Origin of the sequence: Pseudomonas sp. NPDC096950, assembly GCF_044762525.1 — a bacterium.
Taxonomy (GTDB): Bacteria; Pseudomonadota; Gammaproteobacteria; order Pseudomonadales; family Pseudomonadaceae; genus Aquipseudomonas.
On record NZ_JBIWEL010000018.1, the window covers coordinates 134,779 to 149,684 of the forward strand.

At 57.6% G+C, this 14,906-nt stretch carries 14 protein-coding genes; all 14 read right to left on the reverse strand.

What is annotated here, in order from left to right:
- Positions 1–122 precede the first annotated feature (122 nt).
- A complete protein-coding gene (locus ACIQY3_RS24415) occupies positions 123–905 on the reverse strand; it encodes a MetQ/NlpA family ABC transporter substrate-binding protein (protein ID WP_403024670.1) in 783 nt (260 codons plus the stop codon).
- A gap of 273 nt (positions 906–1,178) precedes the next feature.
- Positions 1,179–2,111, reverse strand: coding sequence for a sigma 54-interacting transcriptional regulator (locus tag ACIQY3_RS24420; RefSeq protein WP_403024673.1), 933 nt, complete (start codon positions 2,109–2,111; stop codon positions 1,179–1,181).
- 50 nt (positions 2,112–2,161) lie between these two features.
- On the reverse strand, positions 2,162–2,743 hold the full coding sequence (locus ACIQY3_RS24425) for an alpha/beta hydrolase (protein ID WP_403024676.1): 582 nt from the start codon (positions 2,741–2,743) through the stop codon (positions 2,162–2,164).
- A gap of 284 nt (positions 2,744–3,027) precedes the next feature.
- Positions 3,028–3,429, reverse strand: coding sequence for an ExbD/TolR family protein (locus tag ACIQY3_RS24430; RefSeq protein ID WP_403024679.1), 402 nt, complete (start codon positions 3,427–3,429; stop codon positions 3,028–3,030).
- A gap of 1 nt (position 3,430) precedes the next feature.
- Positions 3,431–4,156: a MotA/TolQ/ExbB proton channel family protein gene (locus ACIQY3_RS24435; RefSeq protein WP_054047869.1), complete on the reverse strand. Its 726-nt coding sequence runs from the start codon at positions 4,154–4,156 to the stop codon at positions 3,431–3,433.
- Between the two features lie 45 nt (positions 4,157–4,201).
- The gene (locus ACIQY3_RS24440; protein WP_403024682.1) at positions 4,202–5,035 is read right to left on the reverse strand and encodes an energy transducer TonB; all 834 of its coding nucleotides are present in this window, start codon (positions 5,033–5,035) and stop codon (positions 4,202–4,204) included.
- Positions 5,036–5,396: 361 nt separating this feature from the next.
- Positions 5,397–5,723 carry a hypothetical protein gene (locus ACIQY3_RS24445; protein WP_163907699.1) on the reverse strand — a complete coding sequence of 109 codons (327 nt, stop codon included), beginning with the start codon at positions 5,721–5,723 and terminating at the stop codon, positions 5,397–5,399.
- 284 nt (positions 5,724–6,007) lie between these two features.
- On the reverse strand, positions 6,008–7,195 hold the full coding sequence (locus tag ACIQY3_RS24450; RefSeq protein ID WP_403024686.1) for a hypothetical protein: 1,188 nt from the start codon (positions 7,193–7,195) through the stop codon (positions 6,008–6,010).
- The gene (locus tag ACIQY3_RS24455) at positions 7,188–7,424 is read right to left on the reverse strand and encodes a hypothetical protein (RefSeq protein WP_403024689.1); all 237 of its coding nucleotides are present in this window, start codon (positions 7,422–7,424) and stop codon (positions 7,188–7,190) included. The genes ACIQY3_RS24450 and ACIQY3_RS24455 overlap by 8 nt, the downstream gene beginning before the upstream one ends.
- Entirely contained in the window at positions 7,421–8,608 is a 1,188-nt protein-coding gene (locus ACIQY3_RS24460; RefSeq protein WP_403024692.1) for a hypothetical protein, read from the reverse strand. Before ACIQY3_RS24460 ends, ACIQY3_RS24455 begins: the two co-directional genes overlap by 4 nt.
- Before the next feature lie 225 nt (positions 8,609–8,833).
- The gene (locus tag ACIQY3_RS24465) at positions 8,834–10,024 is read right to left on the reverse strand and encodes a hypothetical protein (RefSeq protein WP_403024695.1); all 1,191 of its coding nucleotides are present in this window, start codon (positions 10,022–10,024) and stop codon (positions 8,834–8,836) included.
- Positions 10,017–13,469 (reverse strand): toxin VasX, encoded by a 3,453-nt coding sequence (locus tag ACIQY3_RS24470; RefSeq protein WP_403024697.1) that lies wholly within the window; start codon positions 13,467–13,469, stop codon positions 10,017–10,019. Before ACIQY3_RS24470 ends, ACIQY3_RS24465 begins: the two co-directional genes overlap by 8 nt.
- Entirely contained in the window at positions 13,466–14,341 is an 876-nt protein-coding gene (locus tag ACIQY3_RS24475; protein ID WP_403024700.1) for a DUF4123 domain-containing protein, read from the reverse strand. The genes ACIQY3_RS24470 and ACIQY3_RS24475 overlap by 4 nt, the downstream gene beginning before the upstream one ends.
- Positions 14,334–14,906: bacteriophage T4 gp5 trimerisation domain-containing protein (locus ACIQY3_RS24480; protein WP_403024703.1), on the reverse strand; the 573-nt coding region annotated here is incomplete at its 5' end. The genes ACIQY3_RS24480 and ACIQY3_RS24475, both read right to left, overlap by 8 nt.

The following is a 14,906-nucleotide window of genomic DNA, read 5'->3' on the forward strand; positions in this document are numbered from 1 at the left end:
CAATGTAGGAGCTGTCGAGTGAAACGAGGCTGCGATCTTTTAATCTTCTGGCGCAATAAAAACGCCGACGCTATACCAGCCGTCGGCGTTGAAACCTTGAAGGGGTTTGATGCTGCGTCGAATCAGAACGCCGGCAATACCGCGCCGCTGTATTTCTTCTCGATGAACGCTTTCACTTCCGGGCTGGTCAAGGCTTTGGCCAGTTTCTGGATAGCGTCGCTGTTCTTGTTGTCTGGACGAGCGACCAGGAAGTTCACGTAAGGCGAATCTGCACCTTCGATCACCAGCGCGTCTTTAGCCGGGTTCAGGCCTGCTTCCAGCGCGTAGTTGGTGTTGATCAAGTCCAGGTCAACTTCTTTCAGAACGCGCGGCAGCATGGCCGATTCCAGTTCCTTGAACTTGAAGTTGTGCGGGTTCTTGGCGATGTCTTTCGGCGTAGCCAGAGCGTTTTTCGGATCTTTAAGTTCGATCAGGCCAGCCTTCTGCAGCAGGATCAGGGCACGGCCACTGTTGCTGCCTTCGTTTGGCAGGGCAATGGTTGCGCCGTTTGGCAGTTCAGCCAGGGATTTGTATTTGCTGGAGTAGCCACCGAACGGTTCAACGTGGACGCCGATAACGGTTTCCAGGTTGGTGCCTTTACCTTTGTTGAAGCTGTCCAGGTAAGGCTTGGTCTGGAAGTAGTTGGCATCCAGACGCTTCTCGGCGACTTGCACGTTCGGCTGAACGTAGTCGGTGAACACTTTGATTTCCAGATCCACGCCTTCTTTGGCGAGGGTCGGTTTGATCAGTTCCAGAATCTCGGCGTGTGGAATCGGGGTCGCCGCAACCACCAGTTTCTCGCCAGCCTGGGCCAGGCCCGCAGTCAGGGCAGCCGCCAATGCGGTGAACAACAGAACCTTTTTCATGCAGTGTCCTTATCGAAAATCACGGTCGCTCAATGGCGACGGCTATTAGTACGTGTGCCAGTGAAGTGCTATCGCTGGCGTGAGTCGGACAATACCGGGATTTTTTATTCCCGAACAATATCTTTTATTCACTTTGATATTCCATTTTGTTCATACAGCTCTGGCCCGCGGGTTACCTAATGTGGGAGCGGGCTTGCTCGCGATTGCGGAGTGTCAGCCGGTATTAATGTGACTGACACGCCCCCATCGCGAGCAAGCTCGCTCCCACAGGAGTTACAGGGCTTGGCTCAGGCTTTCGAGCAAGTCTTTGAGGGCCGAGCGCTCGGCGGCCGTGCCGTTTTTCACGAGTTGGGCTGCTTGCCGCTCAATCTGCACCAACGACGCTGGCGCCTCGGGCAGATTCAAATGCTCGGGCAAGATCTCATCCCCGGTACTCACCAGCAGCGCAAAGTGAATGACGTTCTCCAGCTCCCGGGTATTGCCCGGCCAACTGTGCGCCTCCAGCACATGTTGCGCCGCCTCGCTGATCAGCGGCACCGGCAGGTCCAGGCGCTGGCTGTAGATGCCCAGAAAGTATTCCGCGAGGGACAGAATGTCGCCCACCCGCTCACGCAACGCCGGCAATTCGAGCTGGCCTTCGCTGAGGTAGTGATAAAGCCGCTCATGGAATTTCCCGGCTGCCACCGCTTGGGCCAGATCGATGCTGGTGGCGGCGACCAGGCGCACGTCCACCGGGCTCGGCTGGTGCGCGCCGACGCGGGTGACTTCGTGGTTTTCCAGCGCTGAAAGCAATTTGATCTGGATCGGCAGCGGCAAATCGCCGATCTCATCCAGGTACAGCGTTCCGCCATTGGCCGAGCCAAACCAGCCGGCACGACTGCTGGCCGAACCGGTGTAGCTGCCGGCGGCATAGCCAAACAATTCGGCATCGGCATAGGTCGGGCTGATTGCGCCGCAATTCACCGAGACGAACAAGCCGCCACGATCACTGGCGCGATGGATATGCCGCGCGAGCAATTCCTTGCCGCTACCGGTTTCACCGCGAATCAATACTGAAATGGAGCGCGGGGCCAGTTGTTCCAGTTCCTGGCGCAACTGCCGCGAACGCGGATCGACAAACACCAGCGCCTTGGCGCGAATGCTCAGGGGACTTTTTTCGGCGTCGGGGAAGGTCAGCAATGGCTGACCGAAAGTTTCAAAACTCATGGCAGACTCCCGCCCAAAGCCGCCGGGAGACGGGGGCGTTAAAAAAAAATTTAAGCGCGGCGCAGGGCGTGATGCTCCATGCGGTTTTGCAGGCGATAGAGGTAGGCAAACCCCTGCTCCCAGCGCTGGTGACCGGACTTGACGTTGATATGGCCAGCCCCCGCCAGAATCCCCGCCTCGGCGCCCCAGTTGCGGGCCAGTTCCAAGGCGCGCGGTGCGCTGACGGCGCTGTCGTTATCGGAGCTGACAACCTGGCTCGGGAACGGCAGCAACGTAGTCGGGATCGGCGCAAAGTTACGCAGGGCCGGCGCGCAGGCCGGGCGTTCGACGTCCGCTGGCGCGACCAGCAAGGCACCGCGCACCTGACGCAGAAAATTCAGTGGTGCCGTAGCCGCCCAATGGGCAACGGTGATGCAACCCAGGCTGTGGGCGATCAGGATCACCGGCGTGCTGTCGGCGGCAATCGCCTCGGCCAGCGCCGCGACCCAGTCTTCACGGCGCGGCGTCAGCCAATCGGCCTGCTCGACCCGCGCACTGTTCGGCAGACTGTTCTGCCAATGTGTTTGCCAATGATCTTCTGGCGATCCTTGCCAGCCCGGCACAATCAGGTAGCGAATTGATTCGTTGCGCATGGGGAGCTCTCCTGCTGCTTGTCTGTTCCTGATCGAGTATAGGGACGAGAGTTATATTCGTTAAGGAATAAGAAGCTATTTATTAAGACCTTAATTGAATATGCAATCGATCCCCTGTGGGAGCGGGCTTGCTCGCGAAAGCGGTGTGTCAGTCGCCATCAATTTTGATTGATCCACCGCTTTCGCGAGCAAGCCCGCTCCCACAAGGGATTTGTGTTTTTGCTGGGGAATAAAAAAAGGGCCGCACCCTGCCAAGGAGACGGCCCCGGAAAACTGTAGAAAACTTATCGCGCGGTAATCACCGACAACTTGGTAATACCCGCCCGCTCAATGGACGCCATCGCACGCGCCACTTCGCCGTAATTCACCCCGTCATCGGCCTGCAATTGCACGCGCACTTCAGGGTCCTTGGCCTTCGCCGACTTGAGGTTGAATTCCAGCAAGTCCGGTTGAATCTCGTCCTTGTTGATAAACAACTTGCCGGCGCCATCGATGCTCACCACCAGCGGATCTTTCTTCTCCACCGGGGCCACGGCCTCGGTCTTGGGCAGGTTGATCGGGATCGCGTTGGTCAGCAGCGGCGCGGTGACGATAAACACCACCAGCAGCACCAGCATCACGTCCACCAGCGGCGTTACGTTGATCTCGCTCAGCACCTCGTCACTGTCTTGCGTGGAGAAGGCCATATCAGGACGCCTCCTTCACTTTCTGCGCGCCGCCCTGGGCAACCACTTTGTGCGAGGTCGGGTGAATCAGCAGGCGGAACGAACTCTTCTGCGCCAGGCTGTAGAAGTCATGGGCGAAGTCATCCAGGTCCGCCGCCGTCAGTTTCAGGCGCCGCAAAAAGTAGTTGTAAACCAGCACCGCCGGCACCGCGACGGCGATCCCCACACCCGTGGCAACCAGTGCCGCGCCAATCGGCCCCGCAACTGTTTCCAGGCTCGCCGAGCCTGCCGCGCTGATGCCTTTCAACGCTTCCATGATCCCCCACACCGTGCCGAACAAACCAATGAACGGCGAGGTGCTGCCAATACTCGCGACCACCGCCAGCCCGGTTTCCAACGAACGGCGCTCGCGGACGATCTGCTGACGCAAGGCGCGCTCCAGACGATCCTGATGATTGATCGCCTGGCTCAAGTCATTCGCCGGCGGCGCTTCACCAACCTGAATTGCGGCATAACCGGCCTGGGCCACACGCGCTGCCGCACCCGGTTGGGTTTCGCTCAACTCGGCCGCCGAGTCGAGACTCGAAGCGGCCCAGAACTGTTTATGAAATTTTCGATCCTGGGCTTTCAGGCGACCGAACTGCACGCCCTTGAGCAACGCCAAACCCCAAGTGGCTACGGAAAAAACCACCAGCAGCCAGATCACCGCGCTTTCGATGGATTCAAGTGGAGAGGCCAGTAACGTCATGATGTATTCCCTCGTGCAAATTTTTCGCGCGAAATTGGTTTCGGTTTAATGAATCTTGAAATCGATGGGCACGCTGACCCAGCCATCCTGGGCAACATCACCTTGCTTGGCTGGGACGAAGCTCCAACGCTTCACCGCGTTTAGCGCGGCCTCGTCGAGCTGATCGCGACCACTGCTTTTCTGAATCTGGATTTCCCCGGGCTTGCCGTTGGCCAGTACATGCACCCGCAACAACACCGTGCCTTCCCAACCGCGACGCTGGGCCAAGGACGGGTATTCCGGTGCCGGATTCTTCAGGTACGCGGCGTTGGCCGAAGCGGGAGTCACTGGTGCCGGCGCCGGTGGCGCGGGCGGTGCCGGTGGCGCGGGCGGTGCCGGAGCCGCGACAGGCGCTGCGGGTTGTGGCGGCGCGGGTGGTTGCTCGACGGCTTTAGGGGCCGGCTTCGGTACGGGTTTAACGACCAGTTTGGGCTTTGGAATCGGTTTTGGCGGCGGCTTCACTGCCAGTTCGTCTTGCACTGGCGGCGGTGGCTCGACCACCGGTTGAGGCGGTGGAGGAGGCGGTGGCGGTGGCGGCTCGACCACGGGCGGCGCCGGGCGCGAAAACTCGATGGTCATCGGCGGAATTTCCGGCGGCACGATCGGCAGTTCCTTGATCGGCTGCTGATTGACCCAATAGATCACCGCGCCATGCACCAGCAACGCCAGCACGCCGAGCAGGATCGATTCGCGTCGGCTCAGGATGCCTTTGGGCGCCCGCTGCAAACGCAACTGGCCCAACGGCACGCGATGCACCCGGCCGAGGTCGACCAACTCGCCACTCGGCGCCTGGCGCCAAAGCACCTCATGTGCGCCGGCGGCGGTCTGGACATTGCCCATTGATTAACTCCCTGCGGTCTCTTTTCGAATAACCCCATACGCCCGCTTATCCATCCCCCGCGCGGCGTATCGACGGGCTAATCATTGGGCCAGACGCTTATCTCTTAAAGTAATCTTTGAAGTTATGGATAGATCCGGATCGAATATAAAAAACGGTCAAATTCGCCAAAGCCACGTCGTACAAGGCTTGCAGCGAAGCGCCGGAAAAACGATGCTTTTCGAGCATTGAAAGTATTCGTGGAAGGCATCGTTTTATGAGGAAAGAAGATAACAACCAACTAACAACCGCGTGTATCACCCACAAACGAAAACAGGCTGATGCATGTTCAATGCATCAGCCTGTTGTTTATTACAGCGATGTTTATTGCTTGACGAATTCGCCACCCAACGTCACTACATCACCATCGAAGTTATTGCGCGAACCCGCAGCCCGTAGTCGGGAATAGTTGTGATCCGGCGAGAACAGCGTCCAGGCTTGGTAACCAGTGCCGTCATTCAACCCGGTGAGGGTGATGATGGTAGGTTGGCCAGTGCTGTTCTGGAAGTGATAATGCCCGTAAGCGACATCGTAGTTCACCCCGCCCTGGCTCAGTTTGCCACTGAAGGTGCCATTCGAATCATTACCATCGGTAATAACCAGTTTGGCGCCAGAGTTGGAGTTTACGTAAGTACCATTAATGCTCGACATGGTTCGACTTCCTTTATCTGTTAAATAAGTGTCTTCCGATGAGAGCAAGTTTCCTCCTGGAAACTCACGAAACAGAGCATGGTTCGACAATCGTTTATTGTCCACGGAGAAACGCAGTTATCGTTCGACGAAAAAGCGATAGTCACTATGCAAAGTCTTCATAAGTAATTCCGAAACCATCAAGCATTACTTCCGCCAGCACTAAGCCGGTAATTCGGATTAGCCATGACCTTGGTCGAATCACGCATCTCTGGCGGCGTTGGCATCACATGCCGCAAAGCCTCTCAATACAACCCCGCCGCCTTGCACGCATCGACGAAGTTCGCGCCCTTTTTGTCCATGGCGGTTTTGACCAGCGTATTGGCTTTTTGCAGCGCGAGGCTGGGTTTGGCCCATTGTTCGGGGGGCAGCGGTTGGGACCAGATCTGCACGCGTTCGGGTAAGGTCGGACGCCCCTTGCGGTGGGCCCACTCGGCGATCAGGTAGGGCATTTTCCAGAAGGTCAGAACGCGGCGGACGTACCACCAGCGTAATGGCCATGGGGATCGTTTGGAGTATCCCCAGCGCTGTCTCTGCTCGGGCGTCAAATGACCTCCGCCATCGTCCAGACGCCCTAGCGCTCTCGCGTCAAGCCGTTCGATTTCAAACGTGTGCAGCCCTTCATAGGGCTTGAGTTCGTCTTCGGTCAGGGTGATGCCTAACGCGGCGAGCATGGGACTTGGCGTATCCACCAACTCCCCGTCTTCCATGTAATTACGAATGGAGGTCCACATGCCCAGCGCATGGGCATCGCTGGGTTGGGCCGACAGCACAAATTGCACGGTGTCGTGCTCTTCGTCTTCCAGGCCCATGCCAAAGGTGTAGTTGCGCATGGCGCCGTAGCTGGTGATGCCCTGACTGCTTGCGACCCAGGCCACCACGCTTTCCCATGGAACGATCAGGACGCGGTGAGTGGTGTCGTCGATGTAGCAGACTTCGCGGCGTTGGCGGTTGAAGCGGATGGGGTAGCTTTTGGCCAAGGTTCGGACGTTGGAAAGCATGCCGTAGATGAAGGCTCCAAGCGGGAGAATGGATAAAAGCATGTAACTGGAAAACACCTTGATAGCATTGATAAGTTCGTTAAGTGGCGCGCGAATATTTTCTGGATAAAAAAGCATCCAATACAAAACTACAAAACAGGGGACTACAAATGCAGTGAACAAGACCATCCATATAATGATCGCCAATCTTTTCCCCAACTCCACCATCCCGAAGTTGTTACCGCCCAACTCCAGATAAGTCTCCTTCATTGCCGAAAAGTTACGGCGAGAGACTGGCGTCTGCCCCGTATAAACCGGCAAAGGGGCGAGAAATAGGGTTTCATTCAAACCCTTGACCCGTAGTTGCCCGGCACTGGGTCGCTGACTGCGAATGTCCGGTGCGGGCTCGGTGTTTTCAGCTTTGTTTCTGCGCTTGAACAACTTCCTAAACATCAACCGTCGCCATTTCTTCTCGGGTAAATAACCAGTAAGGAGCCTTGCCAGTACCGTTCGGCAACGTGTCCACCGGGTCGAGTTTGAACCTGCCCTTGGCAGGCAGGCGTACGCCCCGCTCCGTCGCGATGTACAAATTACGCAGTACAAAACAGGTGCGGTGGATCAAATCACGTTCGGCCAGTTGGTAACCGATGTTGAGGCCCAAGGAGAAATACAACGAACTCAATGCAGCCCCGCCGCCTTGCACGCATCGACAAAGTTCGCGCCCTTTTTGTCCATGGCGGTTTTGACCAGCGTGTTGGCTTTTTGCAGCGCGAGGCTGGGCTTGGCCCATTGTTCGGGGGGCAGCGGTTGGGACCAGATCTGCACGCGTTCGGGTAAGGTCGGACGCCCCTTGCGGTGGGCCCATTCAGCGATCAGGTAGGGCATTTTCCAGAAGGTCAGGACGCGGCGGACGTACCACCAGCGTAATGGCCAGGGTGTCCGTTTGCCGTAGCCAAAACGGTGGCGCTGTTCGGCAGTTAGATCTCCGCCGTCATCGTCCAATGAGCCCATGAAGCGTGCTCCCTTGCGTTCGATCTCAAAGGTATGCAGCCCCTCGTAAGGTATGAGTTCTTCTTCCGTTGGCGTAAGCCCCAATACGACAAGCATAGGGTTCGGGGTATCCACCAACTCCCCGTCTTCCATGTAGTTACGAATGGAGGTCCACATACCCAGTGCATGGGCATCGCTGGGTTGGGCCGACAGCACAAATTGCACGGTGTCGTGCTCTTCGTCTTCCAGGCCCATGCCAAAGGTGTAGTCGCGCATCGCGCCGTAGCTGGTGACGCCCTGACTGCTCGCAACCCAGGCCACCACGCTTTCCCATGGGACGATCAGGACACGATGGGTGGTGTCGTCGATGTAGCAGACTTCGCGGCGTTGGCGGTTGAAACGGATTGGGTAGCTTTTGGCTGAGGCATAGACGCCGGATAGCATGCCGTAAACCATGGCTCCAATCGGGAGAATGGATAAAAGCATGTAACTGGAAAACACCTTGATAGCATCGATAAGATCGTTGAACGGCGTAGGGAAATTTTCCGGATAGAAAAACACCCCCTGCATAATCACAAAACAGGGGACTACAAATGCGGTGAACAAGACCATCCCGATTCCACTTGCAAGAATTTTCCCCTGCTCAACCATCCCCCGGTTATTTCCTCCCAACTCCAGATAGGTCTCGTTTATTTCCGAAAAGTTACGGCGAGAAATCTGCGCTTGCCCCGTGTATACCGGCAGCGGTGCCAGGAACAGGGTTTCATTCAAACCCTTGATCCGCAGTTGCCCGGCACTGGGTCGCTGGCTGCGAATGTCCAGTGCGGGCTCGGTGGCTGTGGATTTGCTTTTGCGCTTGAACAGTTTCCTAAACATCGACCGTCGCCATTTCTTCTCGGGTAAATAACCAGTAAGGAGCCTTGCCAGTACCGTTCGGCAACGTGTCCACCGGGTCGAGTTTGAACCTACCTTTGGCCGGCAGGCGTACGCCCCGCTCCGTCGCGATGTACAAATTACACAGCACAAAACAGGTGCGGTGGATCAAATCACGTTAGGCCAGTTGGCAACCGATGTTGAGGCCCAAGGAGAAATACAACGAACTCAATGCAACCCCGCCGCCTTGCACGCATCGACGAAGTTCGCGCCCTTTTTGTCCATGGCGGTTTTGACCAGCGTGTTGGCTTTTTGCAGCGCGAGGCTGGGCTTGGCCCATTGTTCGGGGGGCAGCGGTTGGGACCAGATCTGCACGCGTTCGGGTAAGGTCGGACGCCCCTTGCGGTGGGCCCATTCAGCGATCAGGTAGGGCATTTTCCAGAAGGTCAGGACGCGGCGGACGTACCACCAGCGTAATGGCCAGGGTGTCCGTTTGCCGTAGCCAAAACGGTGGCGCTGTTCGGCAGTTAGATCTCCGCCGTCATCGTCCAATGAGCCCATGAAGCGTGCTCCCTTGCGTTCGATCTCAAAGGTATGCAGCCCCTCGTAAGGTATGAGTTCTTCTTCCGTTGGCGTAAGCCCCAATACGACAAGCATAGGGTTCGGGGTATCCACCAACTCCCCGTCTTCCATGTAGTTACGAATGGAGGTCCACATACCCAGTGCATGGGCATCGCTGGGTTGGGCCGACAGCACAAATTGCACGGTGTCGTGCTCTTCGTCTTCCAGGCCCATGCCAAAGGTGTAGTCGCGCATCGCGCCGTAGCTGGTGACGCCCTGACTGCTCGCAACCCAGGCCACCACGCTTTCCCATGGGACGATCAGGACACGATGGGTGGTGTCGTCGATGTAGCAGACTTCGCGGCGTTGGCGGTTGAAGCGGATGGGGTAGCTTTTGGCTGAGGCATAGACGCCGGATAGCATGCCGTAGACGAAGGCGCCAATCGGGATAATGAAAAGGAGAGAACCAGTGGCGAACACCTGTACAGCATCCCCAACAATGTCGAAAAATCTTCGATCAATCTCCGGAGGGCTAAAAGCAACGAGCCATAGACAAATAAGCACGGGTGCAAAAAATGCAGTACACAAAACCATCCATATCTGAAAGGCCAATCTTTTTCCCAACTCCACCATCCCGAAGTTATTACCTCCCAGCTCCAGATAGGTCTCGTTCATCTCCGAAAAGTTACGGCGAGAAATTTGCGCCTGTCCGGTGTATACCGGCAACGGGGCGAGGAACAACGTTTCATTCAAACCCTTTACCCGCAGTTGCCCGGCACTGGGTCGCTGGCTGCGAATGTCCGGTGAGGGCTCGGTGTTTTCAGCTTTGTTTCTGCGCTTGAACAACTTCCTAAACATCAACCGTCGCCATTTCTTCTCGGGTAAATAGCCAGTAAGGGGCTTTGCCTGTGCTGCTCGGCATGCTCTCCACCGGGTCGAGTTTGAACCTGCCCTTGGCCGGCAGGCGTACGCCCCGCTCCATCGCGATGTACAAATTACGCAGCACAAAACAGGTGCGGTGGATCAAATCACGTTCGGCTTCCAGTTGGTAACCGATGTTGAGGGCCAGGGCGAAATCCGTTGTTTGCAGAGAGTCGCTGATGGGCAGATGTAGCGTCAGCGCTTCGTCTTCCAGACTGACTACCATTGCCGTAGCCACCCACGCCGCGCTGCACTCCTGCCAGCGCACGGGGGGTAACTGGGCGCTGTAGGGGCGAGGAATGTGCAGATTACGGGTTTGCTGATAGACCAGCAGTTGCAATTGGCGACTGTCCATTTCCTGCGTTCGAACGCCGGGCAGCACCAATTTCAAGTAGGTACGCTTATCGTCGCGGAGCAGTTCGCACGTCGGTTGCTGCACCACCTTCGCCAACGCAGTCCAGTCATCTAGCAGACTGCGTTGCAAGTTTGCCGTCCCCCAAGCACTGGCTTGCAGCCATTTTTGCATTGCTGTCAGATTGAAGTAGTTGTAAAGACCTTCACCCATCAATTGCAGGGCGGTGCCGATTAAACCCACCAGGTTGGCTTTAGCGCCGATGCTGAGCAGTCGCGGGCTGGCTTCCGCCCAAGCCAGAGCCCGCAGTTCGGAGGGAGTTTTCAGGATTTTGTTAATGATCGATGTCGTATGAAGGGCGCCCCAGGTATTGGTGCCCATCAAAACTCCGTCACCGGCCATTTGCAGGCTCGTAGCCGCCAAGCCTTTGTAATCGCCTGCGGCCAGCGCTTTCCCCCATTGCTGAGAGTGCTTGCCTAAATCAATTGCGGCGGCCAAAGCACCAAACCCAAATGCGCCGGTCCCTGCAATACCGGCCCAGCGCCCCAGACGGCTCATCGTATTGAGCTTGCCAGCAGCACTGTCCATTTGCTCAATATGCGCTTGAAAAATCGTCACTGACAGGCCTTGTATCGCCGCAAATCCCGCAGCCGACATACCCACAAATGACTCAAAGAGCACGCCCCACTCAGCGAGAGACGGCATAGTTTTTTTATCCAACGCACTCAACACCTCAACAAACTTCTGCCCCTGAAACACAAACAACACCAGCGCAACCCCATCACCCCCAGATTTCAGCGCGCTACTCAGAGGCTTGCCAAACGTCCCCATCGCACGGAAATCCCGCACCGTGCGGTGCATTTCGTCACGCAGGGCCGGCGCCATCCCATCAACCACCGTGCCGATTTGCCCAGGGTGGCCACTGCCGACGGTCAAGGCCCGACTGAGGCTGTCCTCCAACGGCGCCAGCGCGGCCCGGAGTTGATTGATGCGCTGGTTGTAAATCTGTTCGCCACCCGGTGCCACCAGACCGCTGGTGACCCGCAACAACTCACGACGGCGCAGTTTGTAGGTTTCCTTGAGCTGGCCGCGCAGGTCGAGGGCGGTATCGCGGGTCTTGTTGAACGCCTGGATTTCAGAAGCCGACGCCGCCCGCAGCGTCAAACCACTGCGGGAGAACTCGCGCAGCAGTTGCAGGCGTGCCGGTGCGCCGATGTCGCGTATAAAGCCGTTGGGATCGATGGGTTGTTGCCGTTTAAATTCGTTATGCGCCCTGTCCAGTTGGTCCGCTGCGGTCAACTGATGCGCTGGAATGTAAGCGCTATCGAGCAGACCCTGCAGCCCCCGAAACCGCGTATTCAAATCCACAAAATTGGGCAACCGCTCAGTCATCAAACTGTTGAACTGGTTGGCGAGCACATTGACGCTGGCAAGACTCTCCTGGGCCGTGCCCACTTTGATCGAGAAGCTGCTCAGGTCCGCCAGTTTTTTGCTCACCTCCAACTGGTCCTTCAGCGCCAGTGTTTCCAGGCCCGGTACGACGGTGAGCAGGTTTTGCTCCAGATAAGCAGCCAGTTTTTCCGTCGCGGCGCGATTCCAGCACAGGGCGGCCACGCAGACGAATTCGGTTTCCAGGCGATGCTTGATGAGCGCATCGTTTTGGAAGTCGTAATACCAGGCCGCACGGTGAAAATAGCCACCGGTAATCATGCTCAACCGGTCTTCGCGGATGGTCTGAAGTCGTTGGTGCCAATGACTCAGCAAGATTTGCTGTTGGCTGACGAACGCTTCCATGCCGGCCCGGTTGACCAGGTCATCAATGCCGCGCTGGCCGATGGCTTTACCGTATAGCGCCTCCCAGGTTTGCAGGTTGAGCGTGGTGATGGTGCTCTGGTGCTTTTGCCAAAGCACCTCTCCCAGCGCGTCTCGCAGAGTGAGGTGGGCTCGAGCATGAGGATTGGTTTTGGCGGCCTCTCGCCAAAACGCCTCGTCGCCATAAAGGCCTGCTCCCCTGTCGTCACGTTTGGCCCGCAAGTAGTCATAAATCGTGTTCTGCTGCTCGGCGGAGGTGTCGTCCTTCAACGCTTTGACTTGGGGATCTGTCGCCTCCAGAGCCTCTAGACGCGCCGAACTCACCTCGTACAAGGACTGGATGTAAGCGCCCGTCAGGTACTTACGCTGCACCGCATCGTCGGCACTCCATTGCTCGATCCAGTCACCCACCTTCAGTTGTGCGCTGGCCAGATCACGCATGACGCCAAAGTCATCGCGCAACACCAAAAACAGGTAGTCATTCTGATAGGGGCCGAGCACCTGGCCGGTGAGTGTTTCAATCGCTGTCTCCTGAAACAGCGGCGTGTCCTCCCAGGCATAGGGCTGACTTTCTCGCGGGTCGGCGCCTTCAGGCAATGCCTTGACCGGGGCTGGCACGGCAACACCCTGAGCATCGGTTTTCGGGGTGTTTTCTGCCGCTTCCGCCAGCCACTTTTTGGCCTGCTGCTGACTTAACAAGTCAGTGCCGCCATTGGCCGGACAGGCCTTGGCCAACTCGATGCATTGCATCAAACGTTCACGCTCGGCGCTGTTCTTGAGCACTTGTGAACACTTGTAAGCCGTCCACTGAATTTCTGAGTAGTTGGCGTACAACGTGTGCTGCCGGGCAAAGACCAGGTGTGGATCACCGACCGAAACAGTGCGCGTGTCGCCGGCGACCTCTTGGCTGCTCCATAACAGCTTGGTGATCTGCCCGTTTTCAATGCGGTATTCGTGCAGATAGGCCGTGTCGTTGTCGATGATGTATAGGTAGCCATCGCGCAACAATCGGATGCCCAAGGGCTGACTGCTCAGCGTGAGCGGCATGGCGAGTTCGGACGAGGGATCGAGGTGTTCGACCAGCCCGTATCGCAGCGGCAGCAGTTGCACTTTTGGGCTCATCAAAGCGCATTGCCCCACCGGTGAACGGACGTCGTTGGCACGCGTGGCCATGGCGGCGGCGTTGGCATCGATTGAGGCCGTTTGTCGGGCAGTCACAGTCGGCCTCCTTGCGGGTCAGCGGCACGGCTGCGAGCCAGCTCCGCAGCACGTTGCACACGCGTCAAAGGGGATTGCGCCGTAGGTACCGTTAGCAGCTCGACAATGTCCGCATGGTCGCTCACCGGTTGCCCGGCCAAATAGCCAAAGACATTGGCGTAGAGGGTGATTTCCTGCTCCGACGTGAAGCCTTGCCGATAGGCTTCTTCAGCCACCTTTTGGGCATAACGCAGGCGTTCTTGCGCTGGATATGACGCCATGAACTCGGGGAAATACGTGTGCAGGTGCTCACTCAAGTCGAGGACTGAACGCCGAAACGCCACCTCCCCCAGCGCCGTAAGCTCCTCGTCCGTCAGTCGATAGCGGTCGAGGGTGTCTGGCGCCGCTTGCTCAGGGCGTGCGTGTTGGTGCCAGGTCGCCTGGAGGCTGTCGGGTAAACACATCAGTTCGACGGGGCCAAACCAGCGGGAGTTCTGCGCTTGTTGTGCCAGAACAAGCAGTGGATGAATGACCGCTGGATCGGCAAAGCGCGGCATAACCTCAATGCCGCCGGGGTGTTCGACGGTCAGCAGGCGACGCCAATGCGAACAAAGCGTGGTCGCGTCCGTCGCACTGAACAGCAAGTAGCCCCATTCCAGGGCGGCGTTTTCCTGGTAGTACGCCAGCAGTGAGTCGTGCTTGCCGTCGAGCGAGATCAAACAGGGCGATATATCTGATAACTCATGCCAGCGCGTGCCTTGGTAAAGGCAATACGTCGGGTTATTCCAGCGATGCAGACGTTGCGCCAGGTTTGACACGCTTACACCATCAAGCAGCAAGTAAGCCGGCATCGTCCAAGGCAAATCGTCCGGCAGTGGCGGCGACTTAAACATTGGCAGGCTCACTCTGCTGTTTCGCGGCTTCGCATACGGCGCAAATCGGCTGTTTGGCCATCAAGGCCAGGCGCTGAGCCTGGGGCAGCAGGGGAGCTTCCTTTGCGGCTGACGTGACCTGTTCAGCCGACAACGCCAGGAGTGGTGGGAGACCCGCCACTGGCGAGCCGCCCTCGACAATGGCCACGCTGCTGAAGATCCCGCCGGCGTTGATCACGAGGTGATGACCGCCGGCCGTGAGTATCAGGCTCGTACCCGCATCGATCACCACTTGGCTCGCAGTGACACGGGCATGCGGCCCGGCCTGAATCACCAGCGTCCCGGCCGCCGTGGTGCTGCTGTTGCCGCCGATGCTGATCAGCTCATCGCTGCCGATCACCGTGTTGCGCAGGCCTTGGGTGGTGTGCGTCTCATCGCCCTTGATCAGGCTGGCACTGTGGTTGTCGACCTGTTCAAAGCGGTCACGGCCAATCAGGCTGTGGCTGTCGCGGCTGATCTGTTCGCGGCGGTCGTTACCGACTTGTGTGTCGCTGTCGTTGAGGATCAGTTGCTCGATATCACGCTG